This window comes from Siccibacter colletis, from assembly GCF_000696575.1.
Taxonomy (GTDB): domain Bacteria; phylum Pseudomonadota; class Gammaproteobacteria; order Enterobacterales; family Enterobacteriaceae; genus Siccibacter; species Siccibacter colletis.
On record NZ_JMSQ01000006.1, the window covers coordinates 465159 to 489689 of the forward strand.

Consider the following 24531-nt stretch of genomic DNA (forward strand, 5'->3'; position numbering starts at 1 on the left):
TGCAAATGAAATATATATTATATTTTCTTATGTTTGTTAGTTTCAATTCGAACGCCAGCGATTCAATATGTTATAATTATTTCAAGGAATTTAGTGCGGTTTTTTCTCGCTCCGCCATTTCTGAATATGATTATTCTAAATTATCTTCTTATAAGCTTACGCCTGCACTGTTTATCAATTTTGATAAAACTCCACCAGAAACATATAATGATAATGAAAGGGAAAATCCGAATGTCATTTTTAATGGCGCGGTTTCAAAAAAATATTTTTTGAAGTTTATAAACTCCAGTTTGCTACAAAACAATGCGGTGAATGTGAATGCTAAAAAGCAGTTCGTAGATGATGCTGGTAGCTATGCCTTTATAGCCACAATAAGAAATGGAAATCTATTAATTATAGAAAACATCCTTATTTCTACTCCATATGATATGGATGCCGAAATTAGTTGCACTTACAAATTCAGCTTATTAAGTAAAGACAAATTAATGTTATCAGACGTAGTTTGCGCAGGATAAAAGGTTAGAATTATGGCGAAGCTAATAAATTGTTTTGGGCTGATGATGTTAATCTTATTTTCAGGCTTTTCGCAAGCATCCGAACGTCCTCAGTCAAAAGAAGAATTTTTTTTTGAAATGAATGGTGAAACATTGTCTGATGGTTCTCAGGTTTATATCAGATATGATATCTCACTATCATATTCAAATAAATTAGCATATGTTAAAGTAACAACCTGGCATGCTCCTGCCCCATGTGAGGGCAATTACGAAATAAAGGAAATTGATGGTGAGTATAATTTGTATTACTTAGGAGGTAAGGATGCTTGTATGTATCCATCGCCACAATTTAATATCGTTAACAAAGGTGGTGAAATGTATATAAAAGGCATGCCTCTTATTTATGAACCCGGCGGGTGGCTAAAGTTATCACGTAAATCACACTAATATATCTTATTATATATCCGGTCAAAATTACTACTGAGAATTCGGAATAAAGAGCATAAACATATTGATGCAAAAACATCGAACAGTTAAGAGAAATTCTGTCGATAAGAGTGAACATTTCAGGTTGAAATTTAAGAGTGCTGTTGACCGGTTTTATACTCACGATTCGAATGTCAGTCGACTTTGGCTACGTAAGTTGTTAACCTTTATTAAAATAAATAATTAGTGGAATAATATAAAACGATACGAAAATTACAGGTTTTTTAGGCAAAAGTAAATCATCAAAGTGGAACTCATGAACTTATTAAAATTTTTGTGGTTGATTTTTTATATAGCAGCCATATTTTCAACTGGAGTACATGCTGATGTCATCATGAAATCTCCCTTAGGAACCGAGCTGAGATTTTCTGATAAAAAAACAGGGCCTAACTATGATCGTGATGCTTGGGAACAATTGGTGTTTAAAAATAACAAAGGCGTTATCAATTTGAGTATTGAAGGGCGTTATTTTGTTGAGAATGGTAGTAAGGATTTCTCTCCTTCTGGAAGATACATTGTTGTCGATAGTGTTGCAGGTGGATATGTCGATATGTTTGATGGAAGGGGCGAGCAGTATGTTGACAAAGCTTACTGCAGTGTAGTGGATATGCAGACGGGATGCATCATCAGTGACTGGGATGGTGAAGCGTGCGGATATGACTGGAAAAAAGATAGTGACGAACTTGCTAGTTCAGACGAGCAAGATACAGAGACTTTTGATTTCCTTTCATTTAAACCGAACATTAATAGCTTAACCAAAAAATTGTCGTCTTTAAATGTCGAAGAAGTTGATGGTTATCTTCGTTGCGATTATGTTAGCAAGGATAATATAAACACATATCAAAAGTTGATAAAAGAGAATAAGTCCGCGAAGAAAGTAGTTGAGCCGTATTTGATAGAATTTATTGATGGATCAACTCAAAATGCGTCAGTAATAAAAAAAACCTTTTTGTATTCTTTACCCGATGAAAGCAGTAAAACTAAGGCTTATTTGATAGAGGGAGATAAGATAAAAGTCATCCAGTTCTCCAAAAACGATCAGTGGATCAATGTAGGCTATGTGACTTCTAAAGGGGCACCTTTAATCGCATGGATTAAAAGTGACGCTATCGAAATGTAAATCCTATATAAGGGATACATATTAAAATAAGCCCTGAGGTTTGTAAGGTTTCGTTAAACATCCAGACTTGTTCATTAGCACTATCAAGTAAAAAAATGAATCTGCTTGTTCATTTGGGACAAGCAAAGGACTAAACGAAACGGTTAAAATATTTCCTTGAACAGATATGCGGATCGTTTAAATAGATTCAACAGAGCCGCTAATTTTTTGAAGGTCGGAGAGGATTAATGCAAATGTTTAAGTTGATTCTCGCTTCATCATTGCTGTTTGCGAGTTTTCTTACTTATTCTAACTCTGAAATAGTACAGGGGGCATTTGAGATAAGACAGAACGCTAAAGTATATCTTCAGAAGGAGAACGATGATGATTATCCTCTTGCTCTTTATTTTTTGAAAGATAATAAATTAACCAAAATTGATACTTATGAGACTGAAGGTGGTAAACCTTCGGTGGAAGCTGTTTTCTTTATGACAATTCATAACAAAACAAATGTCATAGTGTTAATCTCATGGGCACAATTGCATCGAGCAGAAAATATAAATGGTAAGTCGTTTAAAGTTTACGGGTACATTTATGAGAACAATAATCTTACAGTGAACAATGAAATTAATAGTGATCCTAACCTAAGTGGTGCGGAAGGAGATTTTGGCGGCGAGCGACTTTTTTTCAAATATCAAAACGCAGAAAAAATTAAAAATTACATTTTAGGGAAATATTAATAATCATTCAGGAAATTATTTTTCTTGAGAGTGCTTTATCCTGGCATATTATGTTATTGGTTCTGGTCAGAAAAAGTGGAGTGTTTTAAACTGCATGGAAGTGACGGTAAAAATAGCGTATTAATTGATCTAACTTTGGACGTTATGGCAAGGCAAGCCGACCTTCATGGAACTTGTCATTTTAATTGTACATTGGAAGGAATCGACGTTTAAGAATTTAGATAGGTTCTCGTATGGATAATTTACCTATAACAAATAGCGTAACGCTGCCATTATAGTTCCCCATGATAAAAAACATGATCTTTTTTTACCGGCAATTATAATTTTTCGCAGCAATAGCTAAGGAAATCGATGAATAATTATTTTGGTGTAATCTGTGCATTATCTCTAATATTGTCAGGAATGGCACACGCAAAGAATCCACTTGACGCGTCAATTTGGTTTTATAATAAAGTGTCAAACGCTAATGTTTTAGGTAAAAGAGATCCAGTTTTGCTTCATAAAATAGAAAGTAAGTTTAAAAATGTTTCATTGCTTTTTGATAATAAAGCTTTAACAATTAAAAATAAGATGTTAGAAAATAGCAAAATATGCTCAGTAGAATATGCGAGCGTTAAAAAAACACTTTCCGCATACTTCATGTCAAATACAACGACAAATCTTTATGAGGCATTATATGAAAATAATGGCATCACCCTGCCGAGTGAAATCAATTTGATAATTTCAGTAAATCCTGATAATAGCTGCCCATCGCCCTATGATGAAATCATTGCGATTGGTGACTATTTAACAATCATTGAGAATGACTATGTTATATTCTTTAAGAAAATAAAAGATGATGATCAGAAAATATTAAGTTCTCGAAATGGAAATCTGCTTAACTTTTGTAAGGAAGATAACCCCGGTAGAATTTATGACGGGATAGATAGCTATACTTGTTTCTTTCCAGATATGAACATACAAGAATCATATAAACTATTGAAGAATGCTTACTCGGGCAAGCAAGAAGTATTAAAAAGTATACCACCTGAAGCTAATGCTAACTATGAACTGAATGGAAACGAAACTACTTATCAGTGGGAAGGGAGGACTGTATTAAAAGTGACGGTAACCGGAGATAGTGAACGCGGAAGTTATATTTTTCATAAGCAAATATCCGGAACAAGTGTTGCGATCGAAAGTGAAACTCAATATTAGATTAGTATAGTCATTTGGATTGCTTAATTGTGCAGCATTCTTCCTGACAGGCCAGGAGCTTATGACTTGTCGTACTTAGTATGAAAACACAATCATTCATGAGCACGTTTGGAGGAACAGGCAAAGCAACTTTGACCATTAACAATGATAAGCTGATATTTGTTCTTAAAGACAACAAACCCTTTATTGAGGCTAATATGTCAGTCCCTGCTGTGATTGTGTTTGATAGAATCATCACGGAATAGCCAGCAAAGCGAAAAGATGAGTCCTTAATAGCAGGTGATTTAAAAGGCTATGCTATGACATTGATTAACTGGAGCGCAGCGAATGGTTAATAATACATTTATTAATTTTATCTATCTGAATGCAGCATTCGCAACCATTACCTTAACACTCATCTTTCCTTCGGTGGCACTGGCAACTCAAAGTGTTGGCTGTTTCAGCTCAGGAGAGATAAATGTAAAATTTGTGCAAATATCACAGGATGGCCTGGATATGGCCTATGTTAAGTATCAAAAGTCGAAGCAGGCTATACCATTGCTGTTTATTAAAGAAACTGAAGAGAAATTTCCCGAAGGGCGCCCTTCAGCATTTACCACTGAATGGGATGAGGTTTTGAAAAGCAAAATCAATGGTCGTTATACAGTAATGACGCAAGGCGCACGGTATTACCAGTTTGACTACAAAAGTAGCACAGGGCGCGTTGTCAGGTTTACAGAAAACCTGAATGCCTACGATAGCATTCGCCACGACTGTCAATGGTGATAACTGGTGGTTATGCTCGTAACCTGAAAAATGCATGAGAATACTACAATGAACTTTAATCAACGCTTTTCTCCGCTGATGCGTAAAAGCGTGCAGTTAATATTTCTGTTATGCCCAGTTGTAGCTAATGGAAATGTCACTATTTATAAGAATGACTATAGTGTGCTGGCTTATGAAGACGGGCAAGATAACGTTACCACCTTAACGTTGTCAGGTGGAAGCAACGATGCGGGAGCGTCATCACCCGCGGATTGCACAGTGAAACTGGCGCTAAAACAGAAGAAGGGAACCTGGAGTGCCGATCTTGCACCTTTCCATACAGAACTCATGGATTATGACGATGTATCCAGAGATGTCGCACTTATAGAACGCGACAGACAACAAATACGACTCTATTTCCCTGAATCCCTGAGTGTTTGTCCGCTCGGCACCGAGTTCAGCGGTGACTATAAAAAAATCGAAATGAACGATGCTTCTTTCAAAGATAACTTTAACGTTCTTCTGGCCATGAATTATTACAGCGCTATAAGCGAAGCCAGAGGAGGCAAGACGAAACAAGCTATAACGTATCTTGAGCCTTATATGAAGGAGTCATTGAGTAATAATATTTACAATATGGCTGTTTATAATGATTATGGCTACTTTTTGCAAGAGGCAGGGCGGGCCGAAGAATCAATCAGCTATTTTGAGAAGGTCATTGAAAAGAACCCCGGCAGGATAGTTGTTTATTTAAATATGGCTGACTCATACTGGATTATTGGTGAGAAAATCACCGCCAGATCATATTACTCTCATTACAAAAAGCTAATGAGTAAAGCAGGTAAAAATAGCCTTATTCCTGTGCGGGTTGCACATCGGCTGAACGAATAATTTCTCATATATGAAACGTGGTGTTTTCATGCAGCCTTCAAAATGTATGAAAGTTGATATCAATGATGAAGGTATTACAGCGCGCCCTGGAATCAATAATGAAATTTTGTATAAAAGCGATCCTGTCTTCGGTGTTCTTTTCAATCGCGATAGTCTCATCCGCTAATGAGGACAGGACGGTAACAAGCGTAAAACAGCATGATGGTAGTGAATGGTCTGTCGAGCAGGATGCAGATAAATACAGTCTGCTATACGCTAACATTAATAAAAAAGTTTACAGAAATACCGCTCTTATTGAGCCAGACAGTAATGAAAGTGATCTTTTTCTGAGCAGTCACTCTGATGGCACCGTTACAGTAGCCATCGCCTATCCGCGTGATACCCTGGCATATGAATTTTCAGGCGGCACTGTACCCGTGTTACGATCCGCTTGCAGAGAAATAAGGATCGCGTCATCAGATGAGATGGAAGCGGTAGCGCTTATGACACTCTGCGACATAAATATCCAGAAAAACTCTTACTCCTTGCCTGATGTGAAGGCAGATGCTTTATTGCAGGTGGACAACTTACGGCTACAGGCTCCAGTGAGCGCCCTGATAAGCAGCGATAAAGCTTTCTTGTTAGATCGCGCAGGTAATAGCAAACCCAGAAAGCCATACTTAATAAAGGGAGACAAGGTGGTAATCGAAAACTACAAACATCCCCTGGTGAAAATAAATTTTACCTCCCGGGGCAAATTGGCCAGCGCATGGATTAACGTTGCGGATATTCTTTGACAATCTAATGTTAGCTGCTGAATATAATGGGCATCAGCATATTTGTAAGCTTTCTCTGAAGCTGATATTGGTTGAGTTGTTTTTCTTCGGGAAGTTATAATTGATAATAAAAACGCAGCAGCGATTAAATCGTATCAAGAATCCCATTAAAAATAATATACTAAGCGTTTATTTGCCAGGCGGTTGAATATCCATTCTTAAATAAATATGCCGTTTGTTACTCCGCCACTGGTAGTAATACCTGAACAGTTCTTAACTTCATCATTTAAAAATAATCACACCCGGCAGGACGCCGGATATTTATTTTACGGAGATAACCTGTGAATACTTCACACGCATTTCTGTTACACAGCACAAGCTCACAGGCGCAGTGGCTGGAAAAACTTGCTCAGGGTGGCTGCTTCCTTATTGCCGAAGCCGCCATAAATAGCGCGGTTCCCGGCGTGGCGGAACGCTGGGGCGGGAGCCTGGAGCAAACCCGCCTCTACTGGGGCGAAGCCGGCCGCGTTCATGCATCGATCTCCCCGTACTGCTTCCCGGTTAATCCAGAAAACTGGGATGCGGTGCGCGAACAACTGCTGACGCAGCACGGCTGGGGGATTGGGATCCAGCTCGACTGGTTTATGCGCGCCATGCCGCCTGTCGAACAGCTTAAGTCACTGCAGAAGCATCTGCGCGAATGGAATACGGTGGTTACGCCTTCCGGTGAGAATGCCATTTTGCGCGTCGGCGACTGGCGGGTGGTAAAGCCTTTGCTGGAGGCCAGTACCGCCCCGGAGGCTTCCGCCTTTTATGGTCCGATCGGGTCGTTCTGGCAGCTCACACCGGAAGGCGGTGCGGAAACCCTGACCTTAACGCAGCGTGAAAAGGTTGCCGCCGCGCCGCCGCCGCGCACGCTCAGCGCTGCGCAGTGGCTGGCGCTGCTGGGTCCGTCCGAACTGGACGTGTATCAGCGCTACATGGCGCATCTGCGGGAATATCACGGACGCTGGCGGGATACGGATGACGATGCACTACTGGCGTTTACGCAGCAGCAGAGCGAGGCAGCCCAGCTGCACGGGTTCAACAGCGAGCGCGACATTGTGCGCTATCTGGCACTGGCATCTGAGCTGGAGCCGTCGTTTATCGAGGCAGAGTGGGCGCAGCCTGTTCTGAGCCAGCCGGAATATATCGGCACGCAAAATCGCATGGATCGGTTGTTTGAGAAAGCGATTCAACACCTGGAAAATGCCTGAACGGAAAGGGATGTCACATGAGCGAGAACAAATCCGCCACGCTGGTTGAAAGCAACAAAGCCATCGAGCAAAAATTTAACACCGACAACAAAATCTCCGGCGGCTGCACCAAATGCGGCTGCGAAGTGCTGATCTATTACCACTACGATTCCGGCAAACCGGTACCCAATGCGCCCTTTGTACTGACCGACAGCAAGGAAACCAAAATCGTGGGTAAAACGGATGCCAACGGCCTCTGTTTTATTCATGACATGGGCTGCGGTCCCTTCGAGATGCTGATGGAGGAGGGGTCTGACGATTTTAACCCGAAGCAGACGGTCGCTAATAATCCGGTGCTTCAGGCCAACCCGGACTATGCCCGTATTGCCGGGGAGTACTTCACGCTGTTTCTGATCCTGCGTAAGCAGGGGCTGATTGAATATGACGCCGATGACAGTAGCGACAACGAGGTCGACGTTGATGAGAGCGGCATGTTCGGTAATCTGTTTACTTCAATACCCGAGCAGTACCGCAAAGCCTATGCGCGATTCTGGGAGCTTGACCGCAAGATCAACCGCGGGAGCCCGGAATTACGGCGCGCGATAAATAAAATCCATCATAGCCTGGCGGCGGAAGTGGCAGACAAAGGCAACGATAACGCCGCGCTGCTGCTGTTCTGCGAGATTGCTCTCGGATTTATTCCGGTGGTGGGCCAGGCGATGGACGTTTACGCCATTGGCGAGTGGGGCTACCGCTCCTGGGAAACCCCGGCGCTACTGAGCGACAACATGCACATTGCCGAAGGTGCACTGTGCGTCATCGGCGTGATCCCAGGCCTGGGTGATGCGCTCAAAGTGGCCGGACGCGCCATTATCAAAGCGCTGCGCAATTCCGATGCCAAATCAATTCAGTTCGCGATCAAAACCATCCGTAACCTTTCAGACGGTAACCTGATTAAAGGCTTAACCAACATGCGCGGCTGCATTCGCGACTACGGTGCGAAGGCGAAAAAGCTGCTGCAGGAGATCCATGCTGCGCTGGTAAAAGTGATTGCCGAGTCGGCAGCGAAGGGCAACTGGATCGTGTCGATGATGAAAGAGAGCTTCGACGCCATGGTGAAGGCGATGGGCGATCTGATTAAAAAATTCGACCAGGCCCTGACGGATATCGACAGCAAGTTTAATGAGTTCATCGGGAAAGTGATTACCCGGCTGGATGACACCTCCAGAACCAAAGGCAGCTATAAACTCAAGGACGCGGACGGTAAACCGCTGGCGATGGCACCAAAAAATGCCGGGAGGAATGCGGACGAGGCAGCAGACAACACCGCGGCGAAACATCAGGCCGATGAGCAGAACGCGAAAAGTGAACAGTGCCCCACCAAATGCGATAAAGAGGGGGAACCGGTGGATATGGCCACCGGCGCGGTGGTCGACTGGCGTACCGATTTTGCCCTTAGCGGCCTGCTGCCGCTGGCAATGAAACGCTACTACCGTTCTGCGGGGGAGCGTCATCCAGGCTTGCTGGGCCGGCTGTGGCGCAGCAACTGGGACATCAACCTGACGCTGGAAGACGGTCTTGTCAGGCTGATGGACGGCGAGTTCAACCAGGTCTGGTTTGCGCTGCCAAACGAAGGGGAAGTCCTCAAAGCGGCGTCGAACCCGGTGTGGCGCTTGGCACGCGTCAACGGCGTGCTGACGCTGAGCCACCTCGACGGAATGCGCTATCAGTTCGAACATGCGCTCGGGAACCAGCTCTGCCTGACGAGCATGGCAGACCGGGCGGGCAACCGCGCCACGTTCCTGTGGGAGCGAAGCTGGTTGCGCTGGATTGCTTTACCCGACAGCCGCCTGATCCGCGTGGAAACCCGGGCTCATCGCATCACTGCGTTAACGCTCTGCGATGCCATTCGCCAGCCGCTAAAAAACCTGGTGCGCTATCAGTATGACGATAACGGTTATCTGCTCAGCGTGCGGGCTGATGAAGGGCATAGCTTCGATTACCGCTACTCGCCTGAAGGGTGGCTGCTGCGCTGGAACGATCTGGCGCATACCTGGGTGGAACATACCTATGACAAACAGGGGCGGGCGTTAAGCGATAATTGCGCGGGCGGCTACTGGTCCGGGCGCTTCAGCTATGACGACGCTAACCTGACAAACCACTACCGCAGCGGATTCGGCGGCGTGATCAGCTACATCCGTGATGAGCGTAATAACATTCTGGTGCGCCGCACGCCGGACGGCGGGGAAGAGAAAAGAGAGTGGCTCAATAACCAGCTGGTCGCCCACATCGATCCGCTCGGCAACCGCACCGAATTCACGCGCAACGACTGGGGCCAGATTGTTGAAGTGAAACGTCCAGACGGGGCGGTATATCGTTACGATTATGATGACGAAGGGCAACTGCTGAGCTGGACCGATCCGCTGGGTAACACCTGGTCCTACACCCGTAACGCACTGGGGCTGGTGGAGTCGGCCAGCGATCCGGAAGGGCGCAGCTGGCACTATGCCTGGAATGAGCAGGGGTTGCTGACCGCCGCGACCGGGCCAGACGGCAGCGTACAGCGCTACAGTTATAATCGCCGCGGTCTGCTGGACCGGCTGGAGCCGCATCACGCGCCGCCGGCAAGCTTCTTCTATGACTCTCAGGATCGCCTGATTGAACGCCATATCGCCCATGAAACCGGCACGCAGATCCGTCGCTGGGAGTATCACGGCTCGCGCACCACGCCGGCAAAAGTCATTTATGAAGATGGCACTGCCACCCGCTTCAGCTATGACATCGAAGGTAATCTTACCTCGGTGCAGGATGCGCTCGGGCAGACGCATCTTCTGCGCTACGGGGCATTCGACAACCTGCTGGAGGCGACCGATCCGCTGGGTGCCACGGTCCGCTATCACTACAACGCCGAAGCGGAGTTCGCCGGGGTCACCAACAGCCAGGGCAGAACCTGGTCTTACCGGTTCGATATCTGCGGACGGCTGAGCGAAGAGAAGCACTACGACGGCCGCGTCTACCGCTATGAGTACGACGTTGCCGGGCAACTGACCCACCGCCATGCGCCGGACGGCAGTACGCTTTTTTATCAGTACAATAAGGCAGGCCAGCTGGTACAGATTGATGCGCTGCGCGCGAATGGCGACAGCGATGGCATCACCACGTTTGACTACGATGCTGCCGGTAAGCTCCTTAAAGCCGCTGGCCCGGATGCGCTGGTGGAGTACCGCTGGAGCCCGGCCGGGCATATTGTCAGCGAGACCGTGAACGGTGCGGAAGTGCGCTCCGGCTACGATGACGCCGGGCAGCGCGCGGTGGTGGAGGGGCTGACCGCGTCGCTGGGGCTGAGCTGGCACCACGGGCGTCTGGTGACGCTGAGCATCGGGTCGCATCAGCCGCTGGCCTTCAGCCATAACACCCAGGGGTTTGAACAGCAGCGCAGCAACGGCCAGGGGTTTGCCCTGCGGCACGAGTGGACGCCGACCGGGTTGCTGACGCGTCAGAAGCTGGAGACGGACGCCGGACAGGTCAGCGACACGCTGGAGCGCCGCTATCAGTATGATGCCCTCGACCGCCTGACCGGGATCAGCGACAGCCACTGGGGCGACCAGGCGTTTCGTCTCAACGGTACCGGGCAAATTACCGCCGAACGCCGGGATAAAAACCGGGAACGCCAGGCGCGTCTGTTTGGCTATGACAGCGAGCAGAACCTGTGCGACGTGGCGTATGTTGCACCGGGCGCGACGCGCCAGGATGCCACCACTGAAACCGCGCAGTATGACGTTGCCGGGCGCACCATCCGGCGCGGCGACAGCTGGTATCAGTACGATGACTGCGGGCGTCTGGTGATGAAGCGCCGTACTCCCGCGGGGTTCCGCCCGCAGGAGACGCGCTACGAATGGAATGTTCACGACCGGCTGGTGCGCATTCAGCTCCCGGACGGGGCGCGCTGGCGCTACCGCTACGACCCGTTCGGGCGGCGCGTGAGTAAGGTGCGCGAGGGCAACGTGCCTTCCGCGCAGTCCGTGGCCCGCATCGACTACCGCTGGGACGGTGACCAGCTGGTGGGGCAGCAGCATTATCTCGCCGACGGCAGCGCGGCCCGCCAGATTCAGTGGGTGTACGAGCCGGGAAGCTTCCGCCCGCTGGCGCAGCTGGACGCGCAGGGTGAAAGTACGCAGCTGCATTACATCGTTACCGACCTCACCGGCACCGCCCGCGAACTCTGTAGCGAAGAAGGGGAAGTGCACTGGCGCGGCGAGCAGCAGCTGTGGGCCGGGCACCGCGAAGCGCGCAAACCCATGGCGCTGCGGCGCTACCTCGGTGACGCCGCTAATGAGGAAGTGCACTGCGACCTGCGCTACCCCGGCCAGTTGTACGACGCGGAAAGCGGGTTATACTACAATCGCCATCGCTACTACGATCCGGAGGCCGGGCAGTACATCTCCCCGGACCCGATAGGGCTGATGGGCGGATTACGCCCGCAGGGGTATGTGCATAACCCGCTGGAGTGGGTGGATCCGCTGGGGCTTGCTGGATGTCCTGTAAAAGCGTATGAAGTCAGTACTTATAACGACTTAAGAAATAGGTCTCAAAGCGGTGATGAGCTGGATATACATCATGCTATGCAAAAACATCCTGCTGGGCAGGTAGTGACAGGCTATGATCCGAAAACGGGACCATCAATTGCTTTACCGAGAGCGGAGCACCAGCAAATTCCTACTATGAAAGGACCTTACAGCGGCTCAGCAAGAGATTTATTGGCAAAGGATATACGGGATCTTAGAGAGTATACTAATGCACCAGCTTCATCTATAAAAGAATTAATTAAGCTCAATAAAGAAATGTATCCTGAAGCCTTTATGAAGTTTTAACAAAAAGAGACATAAGAATGAACACTGAAAGATTTATAGAAGGTATAAAAACAGTTGTAACAGAATCTTCCGTAAAAGGAGTTACATCTCTTTTGATTTCTCCACCAGGAAGAAAGCCGAAATCCGAATTATTAAAGATGTCTGAGTTTTATAACAAATGTACAGAACAAGAAAGGGAAGTAATTAAAAATATTATAAAACTTTCAGTTGACAATGGGGTGTTTGGTTTTTTGTGTGTTCTGGACGGAGTTCGAGCAATCGAAGATAATGATAGCAAAGGGCGTTTTATATTAACCTATCAGAGTGATGATGAATATGTTCTTAATCAAGAAGAAGATCTACATGAATACTACAATGCTATTTAAATGTTAATTGATATTTGATTTCGGCCAGTTGTACGCCTCGGAAGTCGGGATATTCTACAACCGCCTCGCTACTACGATCCGGAGACAGGCCATTACATCTCCCCAGACCAATATGATTGATGGGGGGATTGTGTCCGCAAAGGTATGTGCATAACTCGTTAACCTGGAACGATCCATTAGGTCTTGCTGGCTGTAGCGCTCAGTTCAAATCGAGAAATGAAGCTTTCAGAGCTGCAAAAAGAGATGCTGGTGTTCCAATGAGTCAACAACCAGATAGGATATTTAATCCTAAAACTGGATTTTATGGCGACCACAGTACTGTACCAATGACTGATTCCAGCAAAGATCCTATTTTCGATAGCAATGGTGATCAAATCTGGACAAGAGAATATCAGTTTACCAAAGCGGATGGCTCTAAAATTATTATACCAGATCATTCTGCTGAGCACGCCTATCCTGGCGGAGTAGGAAATCAAGGCCCTCACTTAAACGTAAGACCAATCGAGAATACGCGAACGGGTTCAGTTCCTGGTACATTTGATCATTATGAATTTTAAGGGGATAAGTATGTACTGGAATGATATTGATGGAAGTCTTTTGTTCAACAGAGTGTTTACGAATGCTATTGAAGTAAGTGAAATTGATATTTTTGAAATAAAAATAGACCGTGAAGTTGCTACCGTAATGATAATTTTTGATCTGGTAAATCAATTGCCAGATAACCCCCGGCCGAAATGGGTTAAAGGTTATAATAGATGCAGGTGTGGTATAAACTGTAGCGGCGTAAAAAATTTAAATATAGACGGTATGTCGACAGATATGTTGGCAAAGATAGAAATAGATACTAATAGTAATGAGGTTATAATAAAGGGAGATAGTATATTCTTAAATCTTGAGTGTGCACACATACAACTGATGGGTCCTTCAGTATATATCAGTCAATAAAATAAAGACGGGAAAGGAATTCAATCTTCCTGCTTTTTTTCTTAACTTCTGCCGGTCGACATATAAAAGGCTACGATGAAGCCGGGCAGCGCGCGGTGGTGGAGGGGCTGCCCGCGTCGCTGGGGCTGAGCTGGCAGCACGGGCGTCTGGTGACGCTGAGCATCGGGTCGCATCAGCCGCTGGCCTTCAGCCATAACTCACAGGGGTTTGAACAGCAGCGCAGCAACGGCCATGGGTTTGCCCTGCGGCATGAGTGGACGCCGACCGGGTTGCTGACGCGTCAGAAGCTGGAGACGGACGCCGGGCAGGTCAGCGACACGCTGGAGCGCCGCTATCAGTATGATGCCCTCGACCGCCTGACCGGGATCAGCGACAGCCACTGGGGCGACCAGGCGTTTCGTCTCAACGGCACCGGGCAAATTACCGCCGAGCGTCGGGATAAAAACCGCGAACGCCAGGCGCGTCTGTTTGGCTACGACAGCGAGCAGAACCTGTGCGACGTGGCGTATGTTGCACCGGGCGCGACGCGCCAGGATGCCACCACTGAAACCGCGCAGTACGACGTTGCCGGGCGCATCATCCGGCGCGGCGACAGCTGGTATCAGTACGATGACTGCGGGCGTCTGGTGATGAAACGCCGTACCCCCGCGGGGTTCCGCCCGCAGGAGACGCGCTATGAGTGGAACGTTCACGACCGGCTGGTGCGCATTCAGCTCCCGGACGGGGCGCGCTGGCGCTACCGCTACGACCCGTTCGGGCGGCGCGTGAGTAAGGTGCGCGAGGGCAACGTGCCTTCCGCACAGTCCGTGGCCCGCATCGACTACCGCTGGGACGGTGACCAGCTGGTGGGGCAGCAGCATTATCTCGCCGACGGCAGCGCGGCCCGCCAGATTCAGTGGGTGTACGAGCCGGGAAGCTTCCGCCCGCTGGCGCAGCTGGACGCGCAGGGTGAAAGTACGCAGCTGCATTACATCATCACCGACCTCACCGGCACTGCCCGCGAGCTGTGCAGTGAAGAAGGGGAAGTGCACTGGCGCGGTGAGCAGCAGCTGTGGGCCGGGCACCGCGAAGCGCGTAAGCCGCTGGCGCTGCGGCGATACCTGGGCGACGCTGCCAATGAGGAAGTGCACTGCGACCTGCGCTACCCCGGCCAGTTGTACGACGCGGAAAGCGGGTTATACTACAACCGCCATCGCTACTACGATCCGGAGGCCGGGCAGTATATCTCCCCGGACCCGATAGGGCTGATGGGTGGATTGCGTCCGCAGGGGTATGTGCATAATCCGCTGGAGTGGGTGGATCCGCTGGGGTTGTTTGGTGGTAAGCCCTTAAATTCTCCAGATCCATTAAAATGGATAGATAAAGGAGGGTCAGTCTGGAATGAGTTAGATGGTACCTGGGTATATCAAAACCGCTCTGGGACTGTTGTGCGCTATCCTAATGGGTATCCAGATTTCAATCCTTATGTAGTTCAGGAGATTGATGTTCCAGATTTGAAAGGGAACCATGGCCGTGGACCTTCAGGTGATTTTGGTAAAGCTGACGCACTAGCACCAGAGGGGCCAGCTGATTACTCGAAAAATACCTGGCACCATCATCAAAATGGTAAAACAATGCAGGAAGTTCCGAAAGATATACATTCAGAATTTACTCATCGCGGTGGCGCTTCTAATATCAAGCAAGATAAATGCGGTAAAAGGTGAAATATATGTCCATAATTAAATCAGTTGGTATTGATGCTGGCGAATTAAAAAAGATAGTTGATTTTTATAATGTGGTCTTACCATCTGACTACATGGATTTTTTGACACGTGAAAATGGGATGATAATTGGGTCGGGATCATATTGTACTATACCATTTTCCAAAGTAGATGATGGTCAGATTGATTTTCAGGAATTGTTTGGCATTGGAACAGTATCACCATTGTTAGATTTATTTAAAATCAACGAGTATAGAGATGAAATCACCGAGTTAGCCAACCCTCTGATTATCGGTGCCGATCCTGGAGGTAATTTTTTTGTAATGAACTGTAAGTTCAATGATGAAGCTATATATTATTGGGACAGGGGTCATATCCACTATAATGACTTCCCTGATCATCCCGAAAAAGACGGTGAGGGAAATATTTATAAGCTTTATGATTCTTTTGCTAGCTTCTACAAGGCAATATTAACTTATGTTGAGGGGGAGAAAAACGTTGAAATAAGTAAACTATAAATAAATATGTGGTCGCTCGTGGTTTAGGTTGTTACTAATAACTTTAAAAATTATCATCAGTGCTAATCAATTACACGCTTTTCAAATAATGTTTAATAAACGAATCAAGTATGCAATGCTAATAGATGGTAACATTTGATTTCACCGTTCATTTTGTGAAAAGAATTTTATTCACCATCGCGATGTTTCTCAAACTAAGTGTGGAAGGATGAATTAATGTTTTATTTGATGATGAACGATTACAACTCTTCAGTAATCCCCAGATATTTACATGCTTTGATTGATTATAGAAAGCAAATCAATTGTGACTGGGACTATGAGTCAAGTGATCAGTCTTTTCCAGAGTTTATGTTGGATGGTTCTTGCCCTGATTCACTATTTTTGTTATGTCGAAAGAATGCAGGAGCGTTAAAGTTTGACTATTATAAGCATGGTGCTGGACATATTGTTTCCAATAAGCTTTTGGATGTGATTAAAAAATTAAAGACGAGTCACTATATCGTCAAAAAGCTTGTTGCTACATCAATAAAGGATGGCGCTATCATCAGAGATGATTTGAATTATATTTATTTCGTTGGTGGTGAGAGTTTTATTAATGTTGATAGTTCATGTCTGGAAGAGGATAAACGCGGAAATATCATCCCAAGTAATTTAGTTTTCAACTCGACTGCGAATGAATATGATGTTGTTTCGATAAAAAAAACGCTGTTTCATAACTTTATTTTTGTTAATGAAGTTGCTTTGGGATCTTTAAAGAAATTTAAAGGGATTAAATTCGTTGCAACGGGAGATGCTTTGAATGAGTACTGCAAGGATTATAGGTATGACCTACAAGGTAATAAAAAAGTGAAAAAAATAAAATTACCTTAAGATGGAATAGAAACTCACTGACTTACGAAAGTTAGAAATATAAAGTTATTGGTGCAAGATTAATGACTTTATGATCTGCGTTCATTTTAGGGGCAGTGCGCTAATGCTATATAGACGCAGTTGGCCCTATGCCTGAAACGTTCGCATGGGCAGCCTGTTTTTGTAAATAATAAAGTTTCAAGGCTTTTCGTTATATTACACCTAATGTTGATAAACATAATGGTGGTTCTTAGAAGGCTGCAGACATTATAACAAGCTTTGTAATGGAATCACCAGAATACGCATATTTGATGAAATATAATAGAAATAAGCGATTGATATGAAGCTGTCTTACAGGATAACAAAATATACAGATAAACATGACAATGGGAGCTATTATAGTCATGATCAAGAATGGAGCAGTTTTTTTGATGTAGGCTCTAAAGTAACCTTGCAGGAGTACATTGCGGTAGAAGAATTATATGTTAATTTTTTGATGGATGCATGCAAATTTTACAAAGTAACGGCTTTACAGATTGTAGGGCTGGAGGTCAATGGATCGACTGAATATGAAGACATGTTGATTTTAGATATAGGTAGTATACCACAGATAGTTAGAGATATACTCCGAGGAAAAATTTGGGCTAAATTAGTGTCACCATATTTGGAGTTCCATTTTGGATATGATTTTTACATTTATTTTTTATGTGAGGATTATAAAGAGATGTTCATTACAACTGTCGACACACCTTTAACAGTAGATGCTTATATTTCACCGTACCTTAATTAACATAAATACAGTTAGGTTCATTATCCAGCACATCTTATAGCATGCATTATTATGATGATTTTTAGCAGTGTGGGGATAACACGAAGAATGTAAACCGGTGCTACTGCGGCGCTACTTAGCCGGCCCCGCCAATGAGTAAGTGCACTGCGACCTGCGCTACCCCGGCCAGTTGTACGACTCGGAAAGCGGGTTATTCTACAACCGCCATCGCTACTACGATCCGGAGGCCGAGCAGTACATTTCCCCGGACCCGCCAGGGCTAAAGATGGATTGCGCACGCAGGGGTATGTGCATAACCCGCTGGGTTAACCCCCGGATGTTCAAGTAATCATACTGATAACGTTAAGAAGAAGTAAACTCTGCTGAAATTGGGGATATGGTGAGAACGCCATCCTCGCACCCTGGTGATTTTACTAAAATTCGTGGAGGTGACTTTAAGAACACCAATACCGGGGAAATATGGAGTAAAAGTAATACTCAACATAGCGATAAGATTGGGGAATGGAAGGTCGGTATTGGGAAAAATGCGCCATCACCTCCCAAAAAAATAACAGTAGGTATGAATGATGGGAAAATTATCAAAATTGACAAATAAATATTTTAACTTGAATGATTTGAACTTCGATAGTTTTAGTCAATCGAAAAATTGGGTGGGATATTTTGAACGTAAGGAGTCTTTTTATTATGATTATGTAGAAAGATCTGTTTCGCATGTCATTGACTATTTTCAACCTGATAGTACTTTATACATTACCCTGTCTGCTTTATCTTATGATGATGAGCGCGAACAGGATCTAACAGTCATAAGTGATTACCGCGATATTTACAATAAAGCAAAAAAACGTAGGCTTCTTCATCCACTAACTGAAGAATACAATTCATTTTTATATGGTGAGTCCAGACTGCCTGTGGCGGATATCATCTTAGGTGTAAATGATAAATTCACATGGGATCTTTGCAGGCTATTTATGATACATGGTGGGGTACTGGGTGAGGTTCTTTTTATAGCATTCATAAATCACGGTGTTATTGTTTATCCGCATAAAGATACTGGCTTCGGAGTTATATCGATGACCCATGAGCTAAGTCATGCGAAGGATTTTTTAAAAGCAGTATCTTTAGATGAGGAATTTAGCGTCCACATGTAAATATGAATCTATCAATGAGTGATGTTAAAATTTAGCATCACTATTTCATCCTGCTAGTTTAAATGCAGAATATTACCAGACGTTTCGTCTCAACGTTATCGGACAGATCACCTTCGAACGGCGGGATTAAAACAGCGAACGCCAGGCGCGTCTGTTTGGCTCCGACAGCGAGCATAACCGATGCGACGTGGGCTATGGCGCACCGGGTGCGACGCGCCAGATACAAATGAAATATTAAGGTCTAAAGGTTCTGAATAGAAGAAATCCTGCAGGTAAGAATTGTTGGTTTGAACATCCAGATGGACATCCTGATGCGGGAATGCCGGGTGCTCCTGAGCATCATAGTGGCGGCCATATACACTCTGTAAATTCTAAAGGCGAAGAGGCAATATTTTTATGGTAAAAAATGAACGATTCATAACTTTCCCTGCTCCTGAATGGAATCTTCCCTATGTGAAAAATAATAATGATGATTTCTATTGTTATTGTGTTTGCTATCAATACGATTTCGATGATTCAGGCTATGGCCCGTATGGACTGACTACAAATAGCGCTGCTAACCTTGTTGGCGATTTTTTTAAAGATGGCTTGTTGACTTATAGTGAATCCCATAAAAATAAATTGGCACTCCATAAGTTTAGTTCCAGAAAGGGGCTTTATTTATTCTCGCGGAAAAAAAGGTCACTAATCTATATAACGAATGCACATTATATGCTAGTAATCTGGTCAAGTCTGAAATACTCAAGAAAAGAGGCGTTAAGATTGAATCGACACCCACCAAACCTCTGGTGCTTTCGTATCTACAAAAGGTTGAACGAAGCGTTGAGGATATTGCTGAGATAATGCATCAGGGTTATGGTGTCATGATAGTTAACTATTATATGCCTCAGGCGGGCGAGACTTTAATGTTTTTCGAGAAAGTAAGTTTCGATGCATTTATGACTAAAATAAAAAACAAGGGTATTGGTTTAGTGCATTTTGACTCGATTGATGAACTTAAAGCATGGTGAGCAAGTAATTCTGAAATAACTTTATCTGACTTGTAAGTAAAATTTTCATGAATTCATTAAAATCAAACCAGCCAGGCTAATTATGGATAATCATTGCAAATGATATGCCGTTTTCGAAAAGAAAGAGAACTTTTGTACCGCAGTGCTCAAAAAAAATTGAAGTTACCGGGACTGCAAAATAAAATAGCAAATCTGCTGGGTGATATAGGTATTAAGTCATTCTTAAGTCTAAGTGAAACGGATGAAATAGTTGAGCAAGCACTAAGGAATAATTTTTTTTACCATGAGGAGTTTGCGTTTTCGAGCTTAAATGATACGTGGAGGTATATTGAAGGGAAAATGCAAGAAACTGATTGTTATCTTTTAGTAGACACTGACTGGCAGTACTGCGGGGCGATTGTTGTTGATAAAGAGTTTCGTCTTTCAGATGATTTCAACTTTGATGATGTTGTATGTGATGAGCTGCGATTCTTTTCGAGGGAGGGAGATAAAGTCGCAACGGTTGATTTCAGCAACTCCATAAATGATGATACATATACATGTTCTTATACTGAGTATGAGAAGTGAAATGCTTTTTCTCCACGAATATTAGAGCCCCTGTAGTCACATACAAAAAAATAGAGGTTTATATGAAAAACCACACTTTTTATTTTTATGAGAATGATGAAGCCATGCAGTAAATTTTAACCTTCATGCTTTTGATGGAGTGAGTATTCGTGTTATTTTCTGTAGCCCGAATCCAGTGATGGAAAAATGATTGATGATATAAACTTCTTGGTTGAATATCAAAATGAGTTTTTTAATCTATCAAAGGTTAGCATATCAATATATGTTACCAGGGATTACAATGCTGGAAGTATTACGTTTAAATTAACTAAGATTTATATTTTGCCTATATGAATAATTGATTCGGCTTCGTTTTTGAATGGGGTGGAGACACTGAGCACGGTACAGGTATCAGATTTCTGGTCTGTCGATAAAAATCAGGAAGTCAGAGGTTTCTTTTTCATAATGTAAAATGTCGCATAAGACCGTTTCGAATATTCCCTCAGGGAAAGATTTTAAAGCTAACACGAGATGCAACTTTCAGAAATCAGACTGAAAATGGAGTCCTGAAATGAAACCTCTGCCGATATAGAAGCAAACAAAGGCTCGTCTTATTATGTGCACGACATGGGGAAAACTATCGGTTATAATAATGGTCAACCGACGCTGTTTATTCGTGTGGAAGTCACTAATAGACCTAATCCAGAATTTCATGGTCATCCAATATCACAGGATGATCATAATAATTATTTAAGGTGAAAAATGAACATTGTTCGCTGGCTAATAAAAAACCACCCTCTGGATAAAATGTTTGTCCCGTCAGGTTGGTTGATAGCGAAAAATAATCTTATCAAACTTGACGCTGGTTTTTTAAATCAGATTCCTGGCGTAGAGGATAGGTTTTTAGTCAAGGAAAATTTCTTTTCATCTTGTATATTTTATGCTAGTCACGAATTTCTAAATGATAATTTATTGTTTAAGTCTGTTATTGACGTCGAGTGCGTTATTAATAGAGATGAAAAGCGTGAGGCCATCATTAATTCATATTATGTTGTTAGTTATAATATTTACAAGGGAAAGTCAAAAAAACATATTTTCGGCTATGATATAAAGTGTGAAAGTCCTGAGTTACTGGCTACGGAGTTAAATTTTATTTTATGGTTTCATTCTTGGGTGCTCACGGATGAACTAAATGGTGGAATTGTTGAAAGCGAGATGCTTGATATGTTAAGTAAAGCAAGGTCAAATTCATGCTCTTAAGGGAGTAAGGATATCACTATTATAATGGCTTAATTCCGATATTATTACGGATTCACTGCCGAGCGGAATCTCCCCCTTTATTACGCTTTATCACAACCCCTCATCTTTGCCTCATTCTACAACTAAAAATATCAAGAACCATTATTCACTACAAGGACGTTACTATGCTCCCCCTGTTTAAAAAAAAGACCCTCCCTGAGCTTATCAAAGCAGGTCGACTGCGAGCTGTTCGCCATATCATCAATGCCGATAATTGTTGCGAGCCGGACGGTCATGGCATCGCACCGTTGCAATACGCATTGCAGTATCGGCAGGCAAAAATCGTTATTTACTTATTTTCGCTTGGATGCTCGCTTGATAACGAGCCTGACACGCTGATTAGCGAATGTCTCAGGCAGGGGGACTATAAAATGGTTGAAGTGCTATGCAATCATGGGCTGGCGCTACCAGCCTGTCTTGATGGCCTTCCACTTCTCCATCAGTTGATACTCAACCCGAAGGTAAAACGAGAGCATTTTACTCTCCTGACAGGCGTGGGTGCGAATATCAACCATATCGATACCCAAATAACACAAATGACAGTGCTGGCCTGGTATGTAAGCCAGCAGAATATTCGTATCAATACATTAACAGTGCGCTGGTTAATCGAGCTGGGCGCAGACGTTAATCTCGCGTCAGAGCCGATCAAAGCACCACTCTGGCAAGCACTTAATAACCCTGAATTACGCGACACGCAGGAAACCATGTCAGTGACACGGTTTGGCAGTGTACTGAATGAACTCGTAAAAGGCGGCCTCAGCTTTGATCTTGATCTGGAACGTTACGGTTTCAAATGCCTTGCAATGCAGCCTCTTTATCAGACACGCTATAACGGATTTATTCAACTGCTGGAAGCGGGTATGCCCGTGCCTGAAACGGCGAAAGAGGAATTAGGTAGTTATCTGGGGTCAGGCCGCTTCGGTAAAAACGGCGTAAAAAAACTGCTCAAAATCGATCGTGAACGTGGCCTTAATTTGCCGATGAGCATTCTCATTTATGATATTCCTCAGCAAAAAAAAGTAGTCGAGGCGTTGAATGACGGCGATACGCGAATCAACACGATGTTCAGCGATCTGGTCTTAGCCATAAATCACCGTATCGATGATAAGTTGTTTATGTTGGGGAGCCTGCTTAAAAAAGGAGCCGACATCAACACACCAACAAAATTCAGCGGCTATCGTTTTAGTCCATTGCAGATTGCAGTGTGCCAGCATCGTGAAATTGAAGATGCCGAGAAACTAATCGCCTGGCTACTTGATCATGGCGCTGCAATCGAGTGTCACGGTTATTCAGCATTACACCTTGCGGTCTGGCTGGATAATACCGCCCTGGTTCGATTGCTGTTTCAACATGGTGCTGACCTGCAGTGGCAGGATGAGAATAAAGGTACCGTACTCTCTTATCTGGTTTCATGTAATCCCTGGCGTGCACAGTCAACATCCACAGAGGCTGCCATGATGTTACGCCAGCTTGGTCTGCTATGGCGCACTAAAGGGATGACATTACCGCTTGCGGATAATATCTACTTCAACGCTGATAAATGGGGAGAGTTTGAGGAGCATAAACCTTTAGGCGTGATATTTGCGAGTTATCGCCCGGTCAACAGTATTACGCTTGTCAGGGCACTCCTCGATAGTGGTTGGCCAGTTAATCAGGTTATGACCACCGGCACTTTTAGCGGGAATATAGTGGCTTTTATGTTGCGCTATCTGAAATTCAATGAAGACATCAGCCCACTGCTGGAAAACCTGCCCGAACCGCTTGATGTTAATTCGCCAGAGTCAGGCGATCCCGTATGGCAAGCCATCAGTAGCATGGCATCACCGAACACATTTACGCGGTTATTGCCATTACTGGATAATATCAATCGCACCATTCGCGTCCACAAAGATAACGGCAGAGGTGGGCAATATATAGATCTCACTTATCTGCTTCATCTGCTCGATTTCCATTATTCCGAGTCTAAGCCAGCGATGCGAACCTGGCAGGTAGAGATCTGCCGGATGTTGCTTGACCAGGGTGCCAGTCCTGATGTTGTCGCGCAATGGGGGCCAGTCAGGTCTGACGATAGAGGATTTCTACGGAATGCATGGACTGCGCTTGAGTGGTCGGTTTATGCAAAAAATTTCGACATTTTCAGGCTGCTCCTCGATCGTGGCGCAAATCCGCACCGTGCTACCTGCGTCATGAAAGAACAGTTAGTTCATTTGCTCTGTTTGCGCGCCAGCGCTGAACCGCCTGAAACCATCATCCGCCATCTTGATGAACTTGAACGTCGCGGTCTTTTGGATATCGCAGCGCTAAATGGAACCAATGCGACGCCTTTGCTTAACGCGGTGTCGAAGTGCCAGATCCCCCTGATGCGTTATCTTATTGCGCGCGGCGCGAAACTGGATGTTTTTGGCGGGTTTGATAATTCAGGGACGCTGCATCGGGCAATCAGTAACTGGAACTGGGTGAATAAAAACACCCGGCGCGAGGCGGTCGAGCTGTTGCTCGATGCGGGTACCGATCCTAATCTGCGCGATCCGAACGGGGATTTGCCACTGATTGTTGCGGCGGAATATGGCAGCGTCACTGCCCTTGAGGTGCTGCTTTCCAGAGGCGCAGATCCAACACTGACACTGCCGGACGGTCAGACAGCCTTGCACCGTGCCGTCGCAGGTGCTGACAGCTACGATAGTTATCCCGACGGGGAGGACGGGCCACGTGGCGAGCATCCGCTTGATGAAAAACTAAAAATTACGTCCTTCGACAAACTTATCGAAGCAGGGGTGGATATTAATGCCGTGGATAATGATGGCAACACGCCGTTGAACATGGCGATCTAGAACGACCGGCCCGCCTTT

Annotated in this window: 21 protein-coding genes and 2 pseudogenes; all 23 read left to right on the forward strand. The window is 45.0% G+C overall.

Annotated elements, in window-relative coordinates:
- The first annotated feature begins 5 nt into the window (after window positions 1-5).
- The 23 genes and pseudogenes from ET34_RS0107805 (at window position 6) to ET34_RS0107910 (ending at window position 24513) form a co-directional block, all read left to right on the forward strand.
- Entirely contained in the window at window positions 6-515 is a 510-nt protein-coding gene (locus ET34_RS0107805; protein ID WP_031520942.1) for a hypothetical protein, read from the forward strand.
- A gap of 12 nt (window positions 516-527) precedes the next feature.
- The gene (locus ET34_RS22485) at window positions 528-941 is read left to right on the forward strand and encodes a hypothetical protein (RefSeq protein WP_152548362.1); all 414 of its coding nucleotides are present in this window, start codon (window positions 528-530) and stop codon (window positions 939-941) included.
- Between the two features lie 295 nt (window positions 942-1236).
- A complete protein-coding gene (locus tag ET34_RS0107810; RefSeq protein ID WP_031520944.1) occupies window positions 1237-2100 on the forward strand; it encodes a hypothetical protein in 864 nt (287 codons plus the stop codon).
- Window positions 2101-2333: 233 nt separating this feature from the next.
- Complete coding sequence (locus tag ET34_RS0107815) at window positions 2334-2819, forward strand: hypothetical protein (RefSeq protein ID WP_031520946.1); 486 nt, start codon at window positions 2334-2336, stop codon at window positions 2817-2819.
- Between the two features lie 351 nt (window positions 2820-3170).
- Window positions 3171-4016 (forward strand): hypothetical protein, encoded by an 846-nt coding sequence (locus ET34_RS0107820; protein ID WP_031520948.1) that lies wholly within the window; start codon window positions 3171-3173, stop codon window positions 4014-4016.
- A gap of 327 nt (window positions 4017-4343) precedes the next feature.
- Complete coding sequence (locus ET34_RS0107830; RefSeq protein ID WP_051640494.1) at window positions 4344-4781, forward strand: hypothetical protein; 438 nt, start codon at window positions 4344-4346, stop codon at window positions 4779-4781.
- Between the two features lie 48 nt (window positions 4782-4829).
- Entirely contained in the window at window positions 4830-5651 is an 822-nt protein-coding gene (locus ET34_RS0107835) for a tetratricopeptide repeat protein (RefSeq protein WP_031520952.1), read from the forward strand.
- Window positions 5652-5713: 62 nt separating this feature from the next.
- Complete coding sequence (locus tag ET34_RS0107840) at window positions 5714-6427, forward strand: hypothetical protein (RefSeq protein WP_152548364.1); 714 nt, start codon at window positions 5714-5716, stop codon at window positions 6425-6427.
- A 320-nt stretch (window positions 6428-6747) separates the two neighbouring features.
- Complete coding sequence (locus tag ET34_RS0107845; protein WP_051640495.1) at window positions 6748-7662, forward strand: DUF4123 domain-containing protein; 915 nt, start codon at window positions 6748-6750, stop codon at window positions 7660-7662.
- A gap of 17 nt (window positions 7663-7679) precedes the next feature.
- Window positions 7680-12512: an RHS repeat-associated core domain-containing protein gene (locus ET34_RS0107850; protein WP_035890967.1), complete on the forward strand. Its 4833-nt coding sequence runs from the start codon at window positions 7680-7682 to the stop codon at window positions 12510-12512.
- 17 nt (window positions 12513-12529) lie between these two features.
- A complete protein-coding gene (locus ET34_RS0107855) occupies window positions 12530-12877 on the forward strand; it encodes a hypothetical protein (protein WP_031520959.1) in 348 nt (115 codons plus the stop codon).
- Between the two features lie 257 nt (window positions 12878-13134).
- Window positions 13135-13434, forward strand: a complete 300-nt coding sequence (locus ET34_RS22305) for an HNH/endonuclease VII fold putative polymorphic toxin (RefSeq protein ID WP_236633822.1) — start codon at window positions 13135-13137, stop codon at window positions 13432-13434.
- Window positions 13435-13444: 10 nt separating this feature from the next.
- The gene (locus ET34_RS0107860; protein WP_031520961.1) at window positions 13445-13822 is read left to right on the forward strand and encodes an Imm50 family immunity protein; all 378 of its coding nucleotides are present in this window, start codon (window positions 13445-13447) and stop codon (window positions 13820-13822) included.
- A 68-nt stretch (window positions 13823-13890) separates the two neighbouring features.
- Window positions 13891-15141: pseudogene (locus ET34_RS0107865) on the forward strand (RHS repeat-associated core domain-containing protein); the annotation flags it as partial.
- Between the two features lie 267 nt (window positions 15142-15408).
- Window positions 15409-15525 (forward strand): annotated as a pseudogene (locus ET34_RS23190) (HNH endonuclease); the annotation flags it as partial.
- A gap of 5 nt (window positions 15526-15530) precedes the next feature.
- Window positions 15531-16040 (forward strand): SMI1/KNR4 family protein, encoded by a 510-nt coding sequence (locus ET34_RS0107870; RefSeq protein WP_031520965.1) that lies wholly within the window; start codon window positions 15531-15533, stop codon window positions 16038-16040.
- A 216-nt stretch (window positions 16041-16256) separates the two neighbouring features.
- Window positions 16257-16910: an Imm43 family immunity protein gene (locus tag ET34_RS0107875; RefSeq protein ID WP_031520967.1), complete on the forward strand. Its 654-nt coding sequence runs from the start codon at window positions 16257-16259 to the stop codon at window positions 16908-16910.
- Window positions 16911-17229: 319 nt separating this feature from the next.
- Window positions 17230-17679 (forward strand): hypothetical protein, encoded by a 450-nt coding sequence (locus ET34_RS0107880; protein WP_031520968.1) that lies wholly within the window; start codon window positions 17230-17232, stop codon window positions 17677-17679.
- A 139-nt stretch (window positions 17680-17818) separates the two neighbouring features.
- Window positions 17819-18007: an RHS repeat domain-containing protein gene (locus ET34_RS21660; RefSeq protein ID WP_072001988.1), complete on the forward strand. Its 189-nt coding sequence runs from the start codon at window positions 17819-17821 to the stop codon at window positions 18005-18007.
- Between the two features lie 235 nt (window positions 18008-18242).
- Window positions 18243-18827 carry a hypothetical protein gene (locus ET34_RS0107885; protein ID WP_051640496.1) on the forward strand — a complete coding sequence of 195 codons (585 nt, stop codon included), beginning with the start codon at window positions 18243-18245 and terminating at the stop codon, window positions 18825-18827.
- A 1103-nt stretch (window positions 18828-19930) separates the two neighbouring features.
- On the forward strand, window positions 19931-20404 hold the full coding sequence (locus tag ET34_RS0107900; protein ID WP_152548365.1) for a hypothetical protein: 474 nt from the start codon (window positions 19931-19933) through the stop codon (window positions 20402-20404).
- A 741-nt stretch (window positions 20405-21145) separates the two neighbouring features.
- On the forward strand, window positions 21146-21643 hold the full coding sequence (locus ET34_RS0107905) for a hypothetical protein (protein WP_031520976.1): 498 nt from the start codon (window positions 21146-21148) through the stop codon (window positions 21641-21643).
- A gap of 164 nt (window positions 21644-21807) precedes the next feature.
- On the forward strand, window positions 21808-24513 hold the full coding sequence (locus ET34_RS0107910; protein WP_031520977.1) for an ankyrin repeat domain-containing protein: 2706 nt from the start codon (window positions 21808-21810) through the stop codon (window positions 24511-24513).
- The last annotated feature ends 18 nt before the right edge of the window (window positions 24514-24531 follow it).

What these genes read in the sequence shown, in the direction of transcription:
- ET34_RS0107855 (WP_031520959.1), top strand. Translation starts at nt 12,530, where the DNA reads ATGAACACTGAAAGATTTATAGAAGGTATAAAAACAGTTGTAACAGAA.
- ET34_RS0107875 (WP_031520967.1), top strand. Translation starts at nt 16,257, where the DNA reads ATGTTTTATTTGATGATGAACGATTACAACTCTTCAGTAATCCCCAGA.
- ET34_RS22305 (WP_236633822.1), top strand. Translation starts at nt 13,135, where the DNA reads ATGAGTCAACAACCAGATAGGATATTTAATCCTAAAACTGGATTTTAT.
- ET34_RS0107835 (WP_031520952.1), top strand. Translation starts at nt 4,830, where the DNA reads ATGAACTTTAATCAACGCTTTTCTCCGCTGATGCGTAAAAGCGTGCAG.
- ET34_RS0107805 (WP_031520942.1), top strand. Translation starts at nt 6, where the DNA reads ATGAAATATATATTATATTTTCTTATGTTTGTTAGTTTCAATTCGAAC.
- ET34_RS0107820 (WP_031520948.1), top strand. Translation starts at nt 3,171, where the DNA reads ATGAATAATTATTTTGGTGTAATCTGTGCATTATCTCTAATATTGTCA.
- ET34_RS0107850 (WP_035890967.1), top strand. Translation starts at nt 7,680, where the DNA reads ATGAGCGAGAACAAATCCGCCACGCTGGTTGAAAGCAACAAAGCCATC.
- ET34_RS0107870 (WP_031520965.1), top strand. Translation starts at nt 15,531, where the DNA reads ATGTCCATAATTAAATCAGTTGGTATTGATGCTGGCGAATTAAAAAAG.
- ET34_RS0107910 (WP_031520977.1), top strand. Translation starts at nt 21,808, where the DNA reads ATGCTCCCCCTGTTTAAAAAAAAGACCCTCCCTGAGCTTATCAAAGCA.
- ET34_RS0107860 (WP_031520961.1), top strand. Translation starts at nt 13,445, where the DNA reads ATGTACTGGAATGATATTGATGGAAGTCTTTTGTTCAACAGAGTGTTT.
- ET34_RS0107885 (WP_051640496.1), top strand. Translation starts at nt 18,243, where the DNA reads ATGATGGGAAAATTATCAAAATTGACAAATAAATATTTTAACTTGAAT.
- ET34_RS0107830 (WP_051640494.1), top strand. Translation starts at nt 4,344, where the DNA reads ATGGTTAATAATACATTTATTAATTTTATCTATCTGAATGCAGCATTC.
- ET34_RS0107840 (WP_152548364.1), top strand. Translation starts at nt 5,714, where the DNA reads ATGATGAAGGTATTACAGCGCGCCCTGGAATCAATAATGAAATTTTGT.
- ET34_RS0107880 (WP_031520968.1), top strand. Translation starts at nt 17,230, where the DNA reads ATGAAGCTGTCTTACAGGATAACAAAATATACAGATAAACATGACAAT.
- ET34_RS0107905 (WP_031520976.1), top strand. Translation starts at nt 21,146, where the DNA reads ATGAACATTGTTCGCTGGCTAATAAAAAACCACCCTCTGGATAAAATG.
- ET34_RS22485 (WP_152548362.1), top strand. Translation starts at nt 528, where the DNA reads ATGGCGAAGCTAATAAATTGTTTTGGGCTGATGATGTTAATCTTATTT.
- ET34_RS0107810 (WP_031520944.1), top strand. Translation starts at nt 1,237, where the DNA reads ATGAACTTATTAAAATTTTTGTGGTTGATTTTTTATATAGCAGCCATA.
- ET34_RS0107815 (WP_031520946.1), top strand. Translation starts at nt 2,334, where the DNA reads ATGTTTAAGTTGATTCTCGCTTCATCATTGCTGTTTGCGAGTTTTCTT.